At 68.4% G+C, this 15,399-nt stretch carries 15 protein-coding genes; 7 read left to right on the forward strand and 8 right to left on the reverse strand.

Going from position 1 to position 15,399, the window contains the following annotated elements:
• Positions 1 to 104 precede the first annotated feature (104 nt).
• Entirely contained in the window at positions 105 to 512 is a 408-nt protein-coding gene (locus CQ042_RS02775; protein ID WP_105668713.1) for a pyridoxamine 5'-phosphate oxidase family protein, read from the forward strand.
• Positions 513 to 570: 58 nt separating this feature from the next.
• Here CQ042_RS02775 and CQ042_RS02780 read toward each other — a convergent pair whose 3' ends face one another.
• Positions 571 to 1,278, reverse strand: a complete 708-nt coding sequence (locus CQ042_RS02780) for a ZIP family metal transporter (RefSeq protein ID WP_105668714.1) — start codon at positions 1,276 to 1,278, stop codon at positions 571 to 573.
• A 275-nt stretch (positions 1,279 to 1,553) separates the two neighbouring features.
• On the opposite strand from CQ042_RS02780, the gene CQ042_RS02785 reads away from it, so the two are divergent.
• The 4 genes from CQ042_RS02785 to argG all read left to right on the forward strand — a co-directional run bounded on the left by CQ042_RS02785 (position 1,554) and on the right by argG (position 4,387).
• The gene (locus CQ042_RS02785) at positions 1,554 to 2,027 is read left to right on the forward strand and encodes an MFS transporter (RefSeq protein ID WP_146115331.1); all 474 of its coding nucleotides are present in this window, start codon (positions 1,554 to 1,556) and stop codon (positions 2,025 to 2,027) included.
• 204 nt (positions 2,028 to 2,231) lie between these two features.
• Positions 2,232 to 2,462 carry an AbrB/MazE/SpoVT family DNA-binding domain-containing protein gene (locus CQ042_RS02790; RefSeq protein ID WP_258131981.1) on the forward strand — a complete coding sequence of 77 codons (231 nt, stop codon included), beginning with the start codon at positions 2,232 to 2,234 and terminating at the stop codon, positions 2,460 to 2,462.
• Positions 2,446 to 2,862 carry a PIN domain-containing protein gene (locus CQ042_RS02795; RefSeq protein ID WP_105668716.1) on the forward strand — a complete coding sequence of 139 codons (417 nt, stop codon included), beginning with the start codon at positions 2,446 to 2,448 and terminating at the stop codon, positions 2,860 to 2,862. Before CQ042_RS02790 ends, CQ042_RS02795 begins: the two co-directional genes overlap by 17 nt.
• Positions 2,863 to 2,941: 79 nt before the next feature.
• Positions 2,942 to 4,387 (forward strand): argininosuccinate synthase, encoded by a 1,446-nt coding sequence (gene argG, locus CQ042_RS02800; RefSeq protein WP_105668717.1) that lies wholly within the window; start codon positions 2,942 to 2,944, stop codon positions 4,385 to 4,387.
• Between the two features lie 54 nt (positions 4,388 to 4,441).
• Here argG and CQ042_RS02805 read toward each other — a convergent pair whose 3' ends face one another.
• Positions 4,442 to 5,092 (reverse strand): GntR family transcriptional regulator, encoded by a 651-nt coding sequence (locus CQ042_RS02805; protein WP_105669234.1) that lies wholly within the window; start codon positions 5,090 to 5,092, stop codon positions 4,442 to 4,444.
• A 289-nt stretch (positions 5,093 to 5,381) separates the two neighbouring features.
• Between CQ042_RS02805 and CQ042_RS02810 the strand changes: the two genes are divergently transcribed.
• Both CQ042_RS02810 and CQ042_RS02815 read left to right on the forward strand, forming a co-directional pair.
• A complete protein-coding gene (locus tag CQ042_RS02810; RefSeq protein WP_374954459.1) occupies positions 5,382 to 8,027 on the forward strand; it encodes a penicillin acylase family protein in 2,646 nt (881 codons plus the stop codon).
• Between the two features lie 61 nt (positions 8,028 to 8,088).
• Positions 8,089 to 8,850: an alpha/beta fold hydrolase gene (locus CQ042_RS02815; protein WP_105668718.1), complete on the forward strand. Its 762-nt coding sequence runs from the start codon at positions 8,089 to 8,091 to the stop codon at positions 8,848 to 8,850.
• Between the two features lie 98 nt (positions 8,851 to 8,948).
• On the opposite strand, the gene mnhG is transcribed toward CQ042_RS02815, so the two are convergent.
• The 6 genes from mnhG to CQ042_RS02845 are packed head-to-tail and all read right to left on the reverse strand — an operon-like array spanning position 8,949 to position 15,306.
• Positions 8,949 to 9,338, reverse strand: coding sequence for a monovalent cation/H(+) antiporter subunit G (gene mnhG / locus CQ042_RS02820; RefSeq protein ID WP_105668719.1), 390 nt, complete (start codon positions 9,336 to 9,338; stop codon positions 8,949 to 8,951).
• A complete protein-coding gene (locus CQ042_RS02825) occupies positions 9,335 to 9,604 on the reverse strand; it encodes a monovalent cation/H+ antiporter complex subunit F (RefSeq protein ID WP_105668720.1) in 270 nt (89 codons plus the stop codon). Before CQ042_RS02825 ends, mnhG begins: the two co-directional genes overlap by 4 nt.
• Positions 9,601 to 10,194: a Na+/H+ antiporter subunit E gene (locus CQ042_RS02830; protein WP_105668721.1), complete on the reverse strand. Its 594-nt coding sequence runs from the start codon at positions 10,192 to 10,194 to the stop codon at positions 9,601 to 9,603. Before CQ042_RS02830 ends, CQ042_RS02825 begins: the two co-directional genes overlap by 4 nt.
• The gene (locus CQ042_RS02835) at positions 10,194 to 11,744 is read right to left on the reverse strand and encodes a Na+/H+ antiporter subunit D (protein WP_105668722.1); all 1,551 of its coding nucleotides are present in this window, start codon (positions 11,742 to 11,744) and stop codon (positions 10,194 to 10,196) included. Before CQ042_RS02835 ends, CQ042_RS02830 begins: the two co-directional genes overlap by 1 nt.
• Positions 11,741 to 12,340 carry a Na(+)/H(+) antiporter subunit C gene (locus CQ042_RS02840; protein ID WP_105668723.1) on the reverse strand — a complete coding sequence of 200 codons (600 nt, stop codon included), beginning with the start codon at positions 12,338 to 12,340 and terminating at the stop codon, positions 11,741 to 11,743. The genes CQ042_RS02835 and CQ042_RS02840 overlap by 4 nt, the downstream gene beginning before the upstream one ends.
• A complete protein-coding gene (locus CQ042_RS02845) occupies positions 12,340 to 15,306 on the reverse strand; it encodes a Na+/H+ antiporter subunit A (RefSeq protein ID WP_105668724.1) in 2,967 nt (988 codons plus the stop codon). The genes CQ042_RS02840 and CQ042_RS02845 overlap by 1 nt, the downstream gene beginning before the upstream one ends.
• Between the last annotated feature and the right edge of the window lie 93 nt (positions 15,307 to 15,399).

The following is a 15,399-nucleotide window of genomic DNA, read 5'->3' on the forward strand; positions in this document are numbered from 1 at the left end:
TCACGTCCGACAGACGGCGCGGAGGTCGGTCCCGTCGTCGCAGGTGCCACTCGATGGACGGTGAGGCGCTGGCTAAACTGGCGCCAGAGGGAAGGAGTGCACGAATGATCCGAGTACTCGACGAGCAGCAGTCCTACGAGTTGTTGTCCACGACCACGATCGGCCGCGTCGGCTTCGTCCACGACGGGCGCGTGCAGATCCTCCCCGTCAACTTCGCCGTCTCCGGGCACCACCTGCTTCTGCGCACGGCACCCGACGGCCTGCTGGCCGAGCTGACGCAGGAGCCGGTCGAGGTCTCGTTCGAGGTGGACTATCACGACCCGCTCGGGAGCACCGCCTGGAGCGTGCTGATGCACGGCGCGCTCTCGCGGGCACCGGAAGAGCAGGCCGCCGATATCGGCGCCCGCGTGCACCCCTGGGCCGACGGCGAACGGATCCTTCCGCTGACATTCCGCATGGAGAGCATCGCGGGCCGCAGTGTGCGGCGTGAGCAGTTCCGCGGAAAGGTCTGACCGCTCCGGAGCGAAGTCGCCGGCGCCTCTCCGGTCGTACGCGTTCGATGGAGGGCACTCAGGTCGCGAGGGCGAGCCCCGCGGCGAGCGCGAAGCCCAGCACGGTCGCGAGCCCTGTGGACTCCTTCGCCTTGGACTGCGCCTCGGGGATCATCGAGTCGACCAGCATCACGAGCAGTGCTCCCGCGGCGAAGCCGCTCGCCGCCGAGCGGAAGTCATCACCGGTGACGCTCGCGAGACCGAAGCCGGCGACGGTCGCCGCCGCGCAGATCACGGCGACCCCGGCCCACAGCAGCAGCACCCGCGACTTCGCCATGCCGCCCTCGAGCAGGTCGGCGGCCGAACCGACCGACTCCGGCAGGTTCGAGACGAGGATGGCCACGACGAGCGCGATGCTCACGGGCTCTCCGGATGCCAGCCCGATGCCGAGCACGAGCTGTTCCGGGATGCCGTCGAGCAGGGCGCCGACGGCGAGCTGGCCACCCCCGGCCTGCTGCTTCGTCTTGGCGGCACGGGCGTCGAGGATGCGGTCGGCGATGTAATAACTGAGTGCGCCGGCCGCGACGCCGAGCACGAGCGGGATGGGACCGGCGAGATCGAGCCCCTCCTCCCAGAGCTCGAACGCGATGGAGGCCATGAGCGCACCGGCGCCGAATCCCAGCACGATGCCGAGCCAGCGCGGAGGCCACTTCCTCAGCAGCGCGAGCACCGCGCCGATGAACAGCGGCGCCGCCGCGACCGCGCCCCACAGGATCGCTCCGCCCATGTCGTACCTCCGTGAGGCCTACTCTCCCACCTCGTCACGTCTCTGCCGCCCCGGCCTCGGCGAAAACGGAGACGTGTCGCCCCTCCCTCGGCGGGTCGCGCATCGGCATCCCGCCCCGCACGCGCGCCTCGTTTCCCCGCCGCTAAAGCCCGGCCACGGAGCGCCGGTGAATAGGATGACCACGACGGACGCAGCGACGCACGGATGGCCGACATCTCGGGCGCGACATCGTGGAGGGGCTGCGCTGGACGTACTCCCACCGCACACTGGCGCCGATGGCGGCTTCGGTCAACGTCTGGTTCCTCGGCAACGCCAGAGCCCTCACAGCGTTCGCTCCCTATGCGCTGAGGGGACTGTCTCTCGGCCCCCTGCTGTTCGGCGTGGTGCTCGCCATGGGCGGCGTCGGCGGACTCACCGGTGTCCTTCCCGCTCCCTCGGCCGGTCGGCGTTTCGGGGTGGGGCGCGGTCCTCGCCGGACGGAGCCTCTCCGCGATCGCCTGGACGGCGGTGCTTCTCCTCCCTCACACGGGGACGCGGCCCTTTTCGTCCTGGCGACCTCGCTCGGCCTCGGGCAGTTCCTGTTCGGACTCGGCATGGGTCTGGAGGATCCGAACGAGATGGGCTACCGCCAGGCCGTCGCCCCTCACCACCTGCAGAGCCGCGTGAACGCGTCGATCCGCACGATCAACCGCATCATGTTCCTGATCGGCGCGGTGATCGCCGGCGGCCTCGGCACCACCTTTGGCTAGCGCGTGACGATCGGGGTGAGCGTGGTCGTGTTCCTCGTGGCTGCACAGATCGTGCTCTTCTCCCCGCTGCGCCCGGCCCGCCATGAAGTTGTCGTTCAGTCGACGTAGTCGGCGTGCGCGTTGACGAACGTCACCGTCACCGTCACCGATATGAAGCACCTGCCTCGCCCGCGTGCCGCACCATTGGAATGGTATTCTCATGGCATGAAGGCAACCATGGACAAGGCAGGACGGATCGTCATTCCCGCTGCCCTGCGCGAACGCGTCGGATTGATCCCCGGTCCGGTCGACATCATCCTCGACGGCAACGGCATCCGCATCGAGATCGACGCCCCCGACAACCTCATCGAGAAGGACGGGCGTCTCGTCATCACGGGCGGACCGACGCTCACCGTGGATGACATCCGGGAGCTGCGACTTGCCGATCAGCGCTGATCTCCTCCTCGACACGAGCGCCGCGATCGCGCTGGTTCATGACAGGAACCCCGCACACGAACGCGTACTCGAACTCACGCAGGATCGCGTGCTCGGCCTCGCCGGGCACGCGGCGATCGAGGCCTATTCCGTGCTGACGCGCATGCCCGGTGGAGCGCGCGTCAGTCCCGATCGCGCAAGAGAGATCATCGAGCGATCCTTCCCCGCTTTCGCGCCGCTCTCCGCCGCATCGGCCAAGACCGCGATCACGACTTTCGCCGACGCCGGCATCGCCGGAGGGTCGGTCTACGACGGACTCGTCGGTCTGGCCGCACGCGACGCAGCCGTCCCGCTCCTCACCTGCGATCGACGCGCCATGGGCACCTATGCCGCACTGAGTGTCGAAGTCCTCCTCGCCTGAAGCTCCCCTCGCACTCGCCTGACGCCCCCGCCAGGAGGCGAGACGGGGCGACACGCCGCCCGCGGATAGACTGGGAATCATGTCCAAGGTCCTCCAGTCCCTGCCCGTCGGCGAGCGCGTCGGCATCGCCTTCTCCGGAGGACTCGACACCTCCGTCGCCGTCGCGTGGATGCGCGAGAAGGGCGCCGTCCCCTACACGTACACCGGCGACCTCGGTCAGTACGACGAAGACGACATCGCCTCGATCCCTGGTCGTGCGCTGGAGTACGGCGCCGAGGCCTCGCGCCTGATCGACTGCAAGACCGCCCTGGTCGAAGAGGGCTTCGTCGCCCTCTCCTGCGGCGCCTTCCACATCCGCTCCGGCGGCAAGACGTACTTCAACACGACGCCCCTCGGTCGCGCGGTCACCGGCACCATGCTGGTGCGCGCCATGAAGGAGGACGGCGTCGACATCTGGGGCGACGGCTCCACCTACAAGGGCAACGACATCGAACGGTTCTACCGTTACGGCCTGCTCGCCAACCCGCGTCTGCGCATCTACAAGCCGTGGCTCGACGCCGACTTCGTCACCGAGCTCGGCGGCCGCAAGGAGATGAGCGACTGGCTCGTCGCCCGTGACTTCCCGTACCGCGACTCCGCCGAGAAGGCGTACTCGACCGACGCCAACATCTGGGGCGCGACGCACGAAGCGAAGACCCTCGAGCACCTCGACGTCTCGCTCGAGACCGTCGACCCCATCATGGGCGTGAAGTTCTGGGATCCGTCGGTCGCGATCGAGACCGAAGACGTCACCGTCACGTTCGAGGCCGGTCGTCCGGTCGCGATCAACGGTGTCGAGTACAGCGATCCGGTGGCACTGGTCATGGAAGCCAACACGATCGGCGGACGCCACGGCCTCGGTATGAGCGACCAGATCGAGAACCGCATCATCGAGGCGAAGTCCCGCGGCATCTACGAGGCTCCGGCCATGTCGCTGCTGTTCATCGCCTACGAGCGCCTCGTCAACGGCATCCTGAACGAAGACACCCTCGCGACGTACCACGAGCAGGGTCGCCGCCTCGGCCGCCTCATGTACGAGGGACGCTGGCTCGAGCCGCAGTCGCTCATGCTGCGCGAGTCGATCCAGCGCTGGGTCGGCCTCACGATCTCGGGCACCGTCACGATCCGCCTGCGCCGTGGCGACGACTGGACGATCCTCGACACCGTCTCGCCGAACCTCTCCTACGGCCCCGAGAAGCTGTCGATGGAGCGCGTCGGCGACGCCGCCTTCGGCCCGGTCGACCGGATCGGCCAGCTGACCATGCGCAACCTCGACATCGCCGACTCGCGTGCCCGCCTCGAGCAGTACGCGGGCCTCGGTCTCGTCGGAGGGGCGACCGGCGAACTCGTCGGCCGCGTGACCGCCGGCGAGTCGAGCGAGATCACCGAGTCCGTCCACGGTTCGATCTCCGAGGCCGACGAGACCCTGGCCGACGCCGTCGACTCGGCGTCCGAGGGCGCGGCGTTCGACTCGGGCACCGACTGACGCCCGCTCGCGCCGACGCCCGACTCTGCCGCGGTCGTCGGCGCGACGCGCCTTCTACGCGCTCGGTTCGGCTCTGCGCTCCCGCGCTTCCGCACGATCGATGATGCCCGGGAGCACGTCGTCGAAGAGCGCGACGATCGCCGCTCGCGCCTGCACCGCATCTCGCCGCATGATGGCTTCTCGGATGTCGACGGCAGACTTCTCACTCCCGTCCCAATCGAAAGAAGCGCGGGCCTGCTGCGTGAACCGGCGAATCTGCGGGCCGAGGATCTCGATCGCCGACACCCGGATGCTGTTCCCCTCGATGCGGGCGAACCCGACGGCGATGGCACGCAGCGCCTCGCCGAAGGCGGCGACGTCGCACTCCCGAACTGCGGCGGACATGTCATCCGTGAGGTCGACGAGATAGGTGACGTCGTCGCCCTGGAGAGCCGGCATCGCGTGCCGGACCGAGCCTTTCCAGATGTCGCCGAAGACCGCAGTCGCGTCGCGGATCCGATCGGGATCGAGAGGCGCGACGCGCGTGAACCGGTTGCGCTGCATCTCGACGAGCCCCTCTTCGGCGAGTCGGTCCAGCGCGTGCCGGACCGGCGTCTTCGACGTTCCCAGATCCTCCGCGAGCTCGTAGTCGCGGAGGCGTTCCCCGGGCCGCAGCTCTCCGGTCACGATCGCCTCCCGCAGCCGACGGTAGACGTCCTCGCTCATCGTCCTGCGTTCCAACGCGACATCCATGCCTACCAAATCACACCCTCCTCCGACCACAGCGGTCCCCCACCACGAAAATACGGCCGACGCCCGCGCTCCCGATGGAACCGCGACATCCCCGATCGCACCAGCGCGCAACGCGTAACATAACACGATTGCGGAGATGCGGCATGACACGGAACGCGCCGAGCGCCCGGACGGATATGATGCGAAGGCGCGACCCTGAAACGCGCACTGGGGCTCGGTGGGACTGAGTTCCATCTGCCTACCGAAAGAGTTCTCGACGATGATGACCGATTCGCAGGAATCCGCCGCACCTTCGCGCCCCTCGTTGGGCGTCCGCATCGGACGCATCGCCTTCCTCGTCGTGGCCGGGATCATCGTGATCGCCGTGGCCGCGGCGTTCTTCATCACCTGGACGATCCAGCGCTCGTTCCCGCAGACCGACGGATCCGTCCAGCTCGACGGCCTGAAGGCCGAGGTCACGGTGCAGCGCGACGACCGCGGCATCCCCACCATCACCGCCGACTCGACGGACGACCTGTTCTACGCCGAGGGGTTCGTGCACGCGCAGGACCGATTCTTCGAGATGGACTTCCGCCGGCACGTCACCTCGGGCCGCGTCGCCGAGATGTTCGGCGAATCACAGGCGGCCACCGACGCCTTCCTGCGCACCCTCGGCTGGCGCACGGTCGCCGAAGCCGAGGTCGAGGCGATGGACGACACCACGCGCGGGTACTACGAGGCCTACGCCGATGGCGTCAACGCCTACCTGGCCTCACGCTCCGGTGCGGAGCTGTCGCTCGAGTACGCCGTGATAGGTCTGCAGAACCCCGACTACGTGCCGGAGCCGTGGGAGCCCGCCGATTCCGTGGCGTGGCTCAAGGCGATGGCCTGGGACCTCCGCGGGAACATCGAGGACGAGACCGAGCGGTCGCTCCTCGCGGCCGAGCTGAGCGACGGCACGGATGCCACGGGCACGGCCGACGTCCTCGCGAAGCTCTACCCGGACTATCCGTTCGATGAGAACCCGGTGATCGTGCCGCGGATCTCGACGGTTCCGGAGCTCGGCACGGATGCCGAGCCTGCCGCCTACTCGCCGGCCGAATCCGATGGCGAGGTGCAGCAGGCGAACACGACCATCGAGTGGCAGGAGACGTCGAGCGTCATCGAGGCGGCGAGCGTCCTGGTCGGCGGAGTCGGCGAGGGCATCGGCTCGAACTCCTGGGTCGTCTCCGGGGCGCTCACCGAGTCGGGGATGCCGCTGCTCGCGAACGACCCGCACCTCGGAGCATCGCTCCCCTCGGTCTGGTACCAGGTGCAGCTGAAATGCTCCGAAGTGACCGAGGCGTGCCCGTTCGACGTCGGCGGCTTCTCGTTCTCGGGGCTGCCCGGGATCGTGATCGGCCACAACCAGAAGATCGCCTGGGGCTTCACGAACCTGACCACCGATGTCACGGACCTCTACATCGAGCGGGTCGAAGGCGACCAGTATTGGCGTGATGGAGCGCTGGTGCCGCTCGAGGAGAGCTCCGAGACCATCAAGGTCGCGGGTGGGGACGACATCGACCTGACCATCCGCTCGACGGTGCACGGGCCGATCATCTCCGGGCTCACCGATGACTTCACGGCGATCGCCGACGACCCGGCTGCCGCCCTCACGGCGGAGGGTGACGCCCCGGTCGCCCCCGGCTCGCAGGAAGACGCCGAGTACGCCGTCAGCCTCCGTTGGACGGCCCTCGATCCCGGCACCGCCGCGACCGCGATCTTCGCACTCTCCACGGCGCAGAACTTCGACGATTTCCGCCACGCGGCATCTCTCTTCGACGTGCCGGCGCAGAACCTGATCTACGCCGACACTGAGGGCAACATCGGCTATCAGACGCCTGGGCGCCTCCCGATCCGCGGCGCCGGCGACGGGTGGATGCCGCAGCCGGGATGGGACAGCAGTTACGACTGGACCGGCTTCATCCCGTTCGACGAGCTGCCCGTGTCCTACAACCCGAACTCGGGGTACATCGTCACCGCGAACAACGCGATCGTCACCGACGACTACGCGTACTTCCTCTCGCGCGACTGGGACTACGGCTACCGGGCGGCGCGGATCGCCCACCTGATCGAACGTCGCGCCGCCGCCGCTCCCCTGACCGCGCAGGACATGCGCGAGATCCAGATGGACAACGAGATGTGGATCGGCAAGCAGCTGGCGACGGCCATGAGCGACGTCGAGGTGTCCGGCGCGGGTCCGACCGAGGCCGTGGGGCTGCTGACGTCCTGGGACGCCCAGAATGCGGCATCCTCGTCGGCGGCTGCCTACGCGAACGTGCTGTGGTCGAACCTCGTGCAGAACATCTTCGCCGAACGCGAGCAGCCTCTGCCCATCGACGGCCAGGGTCGGCTCTTCACGGTCGTTGCCGACCTGCTGGAGAACCCGTCCGATCCGCTCTGGGTCAACGAGCAGATCGATGTCGACGGGATGGAGGAGATGCTCGCGCTCTCCGCGGAGGAGGCCTACGACGAGCTCTCCGCACTGCAGGGAACCACGGTCTCGCGCTGGAACTGGGGCGATCTTCATGCGATCACGCTCACGAGCGACACGCTCGGCTCGTCGGGCATCGCTCCCGTGGAAGCGCTCTTCAACCGCGGCCCCTACCCGGTGAGCGGCGGGGCCTCCGTGGTGAACGCGACCGGATGGGAGCTCGGCACCTCGTACGCGACGACCACCGTTCCGTCGATGCGCATGGTGGTCGACCTGTCGGACTTCGACGCCTCGACCTGGAACCATCTCACCGGCGCCTCCGGTCATGCCTTCGACGCGCACTACACCGACCAGACGGCGGATTGGGCCGCCGGCATCCAGAAGCCCTGGGCGTACTCCACCAAGGCCGTGAAGGCTGCGGCCGTCGACACCCTGGTGCTGACGCCGGCCGGCTGAGAAGGAGATCGAGACGGGGCGCCCGGAGCGGCGCCCCAGGATGCTCGGCTAGCGTTGACACGTGCCATCCAGCTACCTCGCCCCCAAGGGGACGCCCGCCACGCTCCTGGAGTTCGAGCACGGGGGAGCGACGCTCATCGCGGAGACCTTCGGTGAAGGGGCGCACACCTACCTGCTCCTGCACGGCATCGGCATGGGCCGCAGCGTCTACCTCGACATCGTGCAGCGGCTGGAGGGACGCGTGATCGCCGTCGACCTTCCGGGCTTCGGGGAGGCGCCGGAGCCCACGCGCACCCTCACCATGGAACGGCACGCCGACCTCGTCGCGGCCTACCTGCAGCACGTGGACTCCGGGCCGGTGATCGTGATCGGGCACTCGATGGGCAGCCAGATCGCGGCCGAACTCGCGGCACGGCATCCGACCCTCGTCGAGGGCGTGGTGCTCGCGGGGCCCACCGTCAACAAGGCCGCCCGCAACATCGGAGCGCAGGCGCGGTATCTGCTGACCGACCTCGTCGGAGAGCGGCCTCTGGTCATCTGGCGCGGAGCCAGGGAGTATCTCCGCGGCGGGCCGCACCTGATCCGCAAGATGCGCGCGACCATCGTCCACGAGCCCGAAGACGCCTTCGTGCGCATCGACTGCCCTGTGCTCGTGTTGCGTGGGGAGGACGATCCGCTCGCTCCGATGAGCTGGTGCCAGGAGATCCTCGACGCGATCCCCGGCGCCGACCTCGAAGTCATCCCCGACCACGGTCACGGCACGCTCATCAGCGACTCCGAGCCCGCAGCCCGCCTGATCCACGAGTTCGCCGCGCGACTCTGACTCCGTGCCACCCCTTTCACACGAGCGCAGGCCTTCGCACCGCATCAGGCGGATCCTGCGCCCACCGGCCTGATCCGGCGCGACGGCCTGATCCGGCGTCAGCCGGCGGCGGGCGGGGTCTGCTTCGACTCGGCGAGTTCGTCCACGACGAGACCGCGCTGCTCGATGGTGCCGTTGCGGTAGGCCTGCCGCCCGACCATGTGCGCCGACAGCGGCGCGGTCGCGAACTGCATCAGCACGACCGGCGCGACCAGCACGAACCCGAGCAGGATGCCGCCGATGGAGCGCTGCGACAGAGCGATGGCGATGCAGATCAGCAGCAGCCCGAGAACCTGCGGCTTGGTCGCCGCGTGCAGACGCGCCGGAACGTCGCGGAAGTGCAGCAGCCCGACGGAGGCCGAGAGGCACAGCAGCGCTCCGAGCAGGATGAGCACCAGCACCGCCACATCGATGACGGGGTCGGGGATCATGAGACCGAACACGTTCATGGCGTCGTGTTGTCCCTTCTCGCGACGAACCGGGCGACGGCGATCGACCCGAACACGCCGATCGCGGCGATGATCAGGAGCACGGGGATGTTCCGGGTGTGCCCGTTGATGGCCATCTCGGCGCCGAGCACGCACATCACCTCGGTGAGGAGCACGTCGGAGGCGACGGCACGGTCGAGGATCGACGGTCCTCGAACGATACGGATCAGCGCGAGGATCGCGGCGATGCCGAATACCACCATGATCGCCAGGAGCAGGATGTTCATCGGACACCGCCCTTCGTCGGCCCGGACAGGCCGGCGCGCTGATCGGCCTTGAGTGCACGGTACTGCGAGGGGTCGCCGAGCGCACGCACGACTCGACGCTCCCAGCGGAGCACCCCCGCGCGCTGCGCCTCCACGTCGTCGAGGTTCCGCACCCCGATGACGTGCAGGTAGAGGATGCGCCGGTCTCGGTCGGTCTCCACGACCAGCGACCCCGGGATCAGCGACGACACCACGGCGACGTGCGTCATCACCAGATCGTCGGCGTAGCGCAGGGGCACCGCGATGATCGCCGTGCCCGGCTGACGGCGGAAGTCGAACACCTGCACCGTGACGGACAGAGCGCCCCGCAGCACCGCGAACAGGAACTGCACGACGAAGAGCGCCGCGTACCAGAGGTTGACCCTGCCCGAGAGCGCGACGGTCGGCAGCCGGAAGACACGCGTGACGAAGATCGCCACGACGAGTCCGGTGAGGAACGACAGCACGGTGAACTGTGCCCACAGCAGCATCCAGAGCACGACGAGCCAGGCGAGGAAGGGCAGCTGCACGCGGATGTCGCGCCAGAGGTGACGGCGGGTGTCGCGTGCCATCAGCCCACCTCCTCTTCCAGCTGCACGAGGCTCACGGGCTGCAGCAGCGCGGCACCGATGCGGTCGCAGAGGGCGTAGAGCGGGCCGGCGAAGATCGTCAGCGCCAGCGTGACGGCGACCATGCCGCCGGTCGCGACGGTCATGATCTTCGGGATGCGGCGACGCTCCTGCTGCTCATCGGCCGCCGGCGCGTTGCCGAGGTACGAGATGCGCCCCTCGGTCTCGGTCGAGTCCTCCTCCTCGCGCCAGAAGGCGAGGTTCCAGGCGCGCATCAGGGCGTACAGGGTCAGCAGCGAGGTGACGATACCGCCGAAGATCAGCACGATCATGATCGGCGTGCCGACGGATGCCGCCGCCTCGAAGAGCGCGAACTTGCCGATGAACCCCGAGAAGGGTGGCAGCCCACCGAGGTTGATCGCGGGCACGAAGTAGAGGATGGCGATCAGGGGCGCGACCTTCAGCAGTCCCTTGACGCGCAGGATCGAGGTGCTTCCCGCTCGACGTTCCACGAGCCCGACGGCGAGGAACAGAGTGGTCTGCACGACGATGTGGTGGACGATGTAGTACACCGTGGCGCCGATGGCGGCGGGCGTGGCTATCGCGAGGCCGAAGATCATGTAACCGACGTGGCTGACCAGTGTGAACGACAGGATTCGTTTGAGCTCGGCCTGCGCCACCGCACCGAGAACGCCCACGATCATGGTCGCGAGCGCGATGATGAGCAGCAGGGTGTCGATGCTGTTCGAGGCGAAGAGCTGTGTCTCGGTGCGGATCAGCGCGTACACGCCGACCTTCGTCAGCAGGCCGGCGAACACCGCGGTGACCGGCGCCGGGGCGGTCGGGTACGAGTCCGGCAGCCAGAACGACACCGGGAAGATGGCGGCCTTGATGCCGAAGGCCACCACGAGCATCAGATGCAGCACCAGCTGCGTCTCCTGCGGGAGCTCGGACATGCGCTCGGCGATCTGTGCCATGTTGACCGTGCCGAGAGCGCCGTAGATCATCGCGATCGATGCGAGGAACAGGATCGACGAGACCAGCGAGACGACGATGTAGACCGCGCCGGTGCGGATGCGGGACTCGGTGCTGCCGAGCGTGATCAGCACGTACGAGGCCACGAGCAGGATCTCGAAGCCGACGTAGAGGTTGAAGAGGTCGCCCGCGATGAAGGCGTTGAAGATGCCGGCCGCGAGGATCAGGTACGAGGGGTTGAAGATCGAGATCGGCGTCTCGTCGGTGCCGTCCGCGGCGCCCTGGCCGATGGAGAAGAGCAGCACCGCGAGGAGGACGATGCTGGAGATGAGCACCAGGAGCGCCGCGAGCCGGTCGACGTAGAGCACGATGCCGAAGGGCACCGGCCACCCTCCGACCGAGACGGCGAGCGGGGCGCCGGAATCCACCACCACGAGGAGCACGGCGGCGATCACCGAGACCGCGGCGAGCGTGGCGACCGTGACGACGACCTGGAGCCGCGCGTTGCGGCCGAACACGAGCGTGATGGCGGCGCCGAGGAGAGGCAGTGCGACGAGGAGCGGGACGAGGGCGGTCATGGCCTTCCCTCCTCGTTCTCGTCGCGTTCGTGGGGTTCGTCCGGGCTCGGCTCACGGCCCTCGTCCGACGGCGGGGAGGGTTCGTCGCCCCAGCCGGTGGGGGCGTCGTACGGCGCATCGTCGTGGATCGAGGGGTGATCGCGCATGTGCAGCACCGTGATCGGCGCGGTCTGCACCCCGACGAAGTCGGTGGTCGCCTCGTCGTCGCCGGTCTCGGACTCGTCGTCCATGAGGTCTTCGTCGGCGTCGGTGCGCTCGCGGAGCGCGATGTCGGCCTCGTCGTCCTCGACGGTGTCGGCCTGGCCCAGCTGCCAGGAGCGGTAGATCAGCGCGAGGAGGAACGCCGAGACGGCGAACGTGATCACGATCGCGGTCAGGGTGAGCGCCTGCGGGAGCGGATCGCTCATCTCCCCCTCGGTGCCGAAGAACGGCGCGTTGCCGGGAACGCCCATCACGATCAGCAGCAGCAGGTTCGTGGCGTTGCCCAGCAGCAGGAAGCCGATCAGCACGCGGGTCAGGCTGCGCTCCAGCATCGCGTACACGCCGCACGCGAAGAGGATCGCCATGATGACGATCAGGGTGAGGGAGACATCCATCAGCCGCTCCTCCCGCCCCGGGAGAGGAATCCTTCAGGACCGGGCGTCGTGCGCAGGGCGGCCTGACGGTCGACCTCCGCACCGAGGCTGCGCAGCACATCGAGGACGAGCCCGATCACGACGAGGTACACGCCGACGTCGAAGACGGTCGAGGTGACGAACTCCATGTGCCCGATGCCGGGGATCTCCCACTCCCAGAAGGTGCTGGTCAGGGGTGCGAGGCCGAAGAACAGGGGGACGACGGCGGTGCCGACGGCGAGGATGAGCCCGGTGCCGAGCAGTCGACCCGCATCGGTGGGGGCCGCAGCGCCCAACTCCCAGCGACCACCGGCGATGTAGCGCATCACGAGGGCCATGCCAGCGACGAGGCCGCCGGCGAAACCGCCACCCGGCAGGTTGTGTCCGGAGAACAGCAGGAAGATCGACACCACGATGATCGTGTGGAAGAGGATGCGGACGATGACCTCGAGCAGGATCGACCTGTTCTCGGGCTTCATCTTCTGTCCGCCGACGAGCCAGGCCCGCGGGCTGCTCTCGTTCTCGGAGGTCTGGAACCGGATGCCCTCGGTGGTCTCGACGAGCGGACGGCTGCGGGCGGCCTTGCGGGTCGCGCGTGGCAGGTTCTTGGTGGCGGCGAGCAGATCGGCGCGGTGCGTGACGAACACGAGGGAGGCCACCCCCGTGGCGGCGAGCACGAGCACCGAGAGCTCGCCCATGGTGTCCCAGCCGCGCAGGTCGACCAGTGCCACGTTGACGACGTTCTTGCCGTGGCCGATCTCGTACGCCAGCTTCGGGAACGCCTCCGAGATGGGGTCGGCGATGCGGGACTGGGTGGCGACGACCGCGACGAACGCCATCGTCACACCGACCCCGATCGCCAGCAGCGCGCGGGGGATGCGGCCGACCGAGGCGTTGTGCTCGCCCATCCGCGCGGGAAGGCGCCGCAGCACGAGGGCGAACGTGACCATGGTGACCGTCTCGACCAGGATCTGCGTGAGCGCGAGGTCGGGGGCGCCACTCGTCGCGAACAGCACGACCATGCCGAGTCCGGTGACCGAGACCAGCACGACCCCGGTGTACCGCTTCTGGGCGCGGACGGCGAAGATGCCGGCGATGGCCATGATGGGGGCCACCACGATCTGGGCGGGGGTGTGCCAGGCCGACAGGTTGTACCGGTCGATGTCGCTCGCGATCAGCGCCGTGACCTCGGCGGCGACGAAGACCACGAAGATGGTGCCGACGTAGACGGGCAGCGAGCCTCGCTGCGTGAGCGTGGTGCTGAGCACCGACAGGCGATCGACGCCACGCATGACGAGGTAGTAGACGTCGGCCGCGGTGAATCGCAGCAGGCGCGCCTTGCGGTCCCACCCGGTCCGGCGGGTGAGCAGGAAGAGACCGATGCCGAGGAGGATCGACAGGATCGAGATCCCCAGCGCGGGCTCGAAGCCGTGCCAGAGCGCGAGGTGGCCCGGGCCTTCGACCGCGTCGCCGGAATGGTCCAGGCCCGGGGTCGCGGTGAGGGCGTATCCCTGCAGAGCGGTGTCGAGGGCGGGGGCGCCGATACCCGCGGCGAGTGTGACGCCGGCGAGGATGATCGGCGCGGAGAGGAAGCCGACCGGCGGGTCGGGCCAGGCGGTGTCGGGAAGCTGCCCCTGCTCGTCACGCTTCTTCCAGAACGCACCCCAGAGGAATCGCACACCATATGCCGCAGTGAGCATGGACCCGAGAACGATCCCGATGAGCGCGACGAGTCCCCACGGGGAACCCCCCTGGGCGTCGTCGAGGAGGGCGGTGAGCGTGGACTCCTTGGCGACGAAGCCGATGGTCGGCGCGATGCCGGCCATCGATGCGACCGAGATGAATGCCGCCGTCGCCATGACCGGGGCCTGCCGACCGACGCCGGAGAGCTCGTTGATGTCACGGGTCGACAGCTGACGGTCGATGACGCCGACGATCAGGAACAGCGCTGACTTGAACAGGGCGTGCCCGATGACCAGGGCGAGCCCCGCGAGTGCCGTCGCCTGCGTGCCGTAGCCGACGACCACGGCGAAGAAGCCGAGCTGGCTGACGGTGCCGAAGGCGAGGATGCGCTTGAGGTCCGTCTCACGCAGCGCCTGGATGCCGCCGAGCAGCATCGTGAGGATGCCGAGCGTGATGACGAGAGGCCGCCAGGTCGCACTGAAGGCGAAGATCGGTGCGAAGCGGGCGATGAGGTAGATGCCGGCCTTCACCATTGCGGCCGCGTGGAGGTAAGCACTGACGGGCGTCGGCGCGGCCATCGCACCGGGCAGCCAGAAGTGGAAGGGGAACAGCGCCGACTTGCTGATGGCCCCGATCAGGAGCATCACGATCGCGGCATCCACGAGCGGTCCGCTGGGCGCGATCACGAGGATCTCGCGGATGCTCGAGGTGCCGGTGTCGACCACGAGCAACACCACGCCGACGAACATCACGAGGCCGCCGAGCGTCGTCACGAGCAGGGCCTGCAGCGCCGCACGACGGCTGGCCGCACGGCGACGGTAGTGGCCGATGAGGAGGTACGAGAGGATGCTCGTGACTTCCCAGAACATGACGAGGATCACGAGATCGTCGGTGAGGACGAGTCCGTACATCGCGCCGGCGAAGCCCAGGAGCACACCGGCGAACTGACCGACTCCCGCCGAGTCCTCGTAGAAGTACCAGCGGCAGTAGAGGAGCACGAGAGCGCCGACGCCCGTGACGATCAGGGTGAGCACCCAGCCGAGCACGTCCATGTTCATGGAAAGGTTCAGCCCCAGCTGAGGGATCCACTCGACCGACTCGAACGGCACAGGGCCGCCGAGCACCTGCGGCGTCATGACGAGCGCATGCACGAAGGCCGCGGCGGGAACGAGGGCCGCGATCGCGAAGGCCTGAGCTCCGAGCCAACGCACCAGAACGGGCATCAACAGCGACCCGAGAAGGAACACGGCGAGGAGCATCAGCATATACGCGGCTCCCTCAGGGCTCGTCGGCCATGCGGCACAGGCGGGCGGGTGTACATACAGTTTACCGGCGCGAGAGCCTTCGTCGGTCCACGC

Source organism: Microbacterium sp. MYb62, from assembly GCF_002979475.1.
GTDB lineage: Bacteria > Actinomycetota > Actinomycetes > Actinomycetales > Microbacteriaceae > Microbacterium.

Excerpts from the sequence above, each read along its gene's own strand:
- CQ042_RS02775 (WP_105668713.1), top strand. The coding sequence starts at position 105 with ATGATCCGAGTACTCGACGAGCAGCAGTCCTACGAGTTGTTGTCCACG.
- CQ042_RS02825 (WP_105668720.1), bottom strand. The coding sequence starts at position 9,604 with ATGAACATCCTGCTCCTGGCGATCATGGTGGTATTCGGCATCGCCGCG.
- CQ042_RS02780 (WP_105668714.1), bottom strand. The coding sequence starts at position 1,278 with ATGGGCGGAGCGATCCTGTGGGGCGCGGTCGCGGCGGCGCCGCTGTTC.
- CQ042_RS02805 (WP_105669234.1), bottom strand. The coding sequence starts at position 5,092 with ATGAGCGAGGACGTCTACCGTCGGCTGCGGGAGGCGATCGTGACCGGA.
- CQ042_RS02835 (WP_105668722.1), bottom strand. The coding sequence starts at position 11,744 with ATGACCGCCCTCGTCCCGCTCCTCGTCGCACTGCCTCTCCTCGGCGCC.
- CQ042_RS02785 (WP_146115331.1), top strand. The coding sequence starts at position 1,554 with ATGGCGGCTTCGGTCAACGTCTGGTTCCTCGGCAACGCCAGAGCCCTC.
- CQ042_RS02830 (WP_105668721.1), bottom strand. The coding sequence starts at position 10,194 with ATGGCACGCGACACCCGCCGTCACCTCTGGCGCGACATCCGCGTGCAG.
- argG (WP_105668717.1), top strand. The coding sequence starts at position 2,942 with ATGTCCAAGGTCCTCCAGTCCCTGCCCGTCGGCGAGCGCGTCGGCATC.
- CQ042_RS02845 (WP_105668724.1), bottom strand. The coding sequence starts at position 15,306 with ATGCTGATGCTCCTCGCCGTGTTCCTTCTCGGGTCGCTGTTGATGCCC.
- CQ042_RS02790 (WP_258131981.1), top strand. The coding sequence starts at position 2,232 with ATGAAGGCAACCATGGACAAGGCAGGACGGATCGTCATTCCCGCTGCC.
- CQ042_RS02810 (WP_374954459.1), top strand. The coding sequence starts at position 5,382 with ATGACCGATTCGCAGGAATCCGCCGCACCTTCGCGCCCCTCGTTGGGC.
- mnhG (WP_105668719.1), bottom strand. The coding sequence starts at position 9,338 with ATGAACGTGTTCGGTCTCATGATCCCCGACCCCGTCATCGATGTGGCG.
- CQ042_RS02840 (WP_105668723.1), bottom strand. The coding sequence starts at position 12,340 with ATGGATGTCTCCCTCACCCTGATCGTCATCATGGCGATCCTCTTCGCG.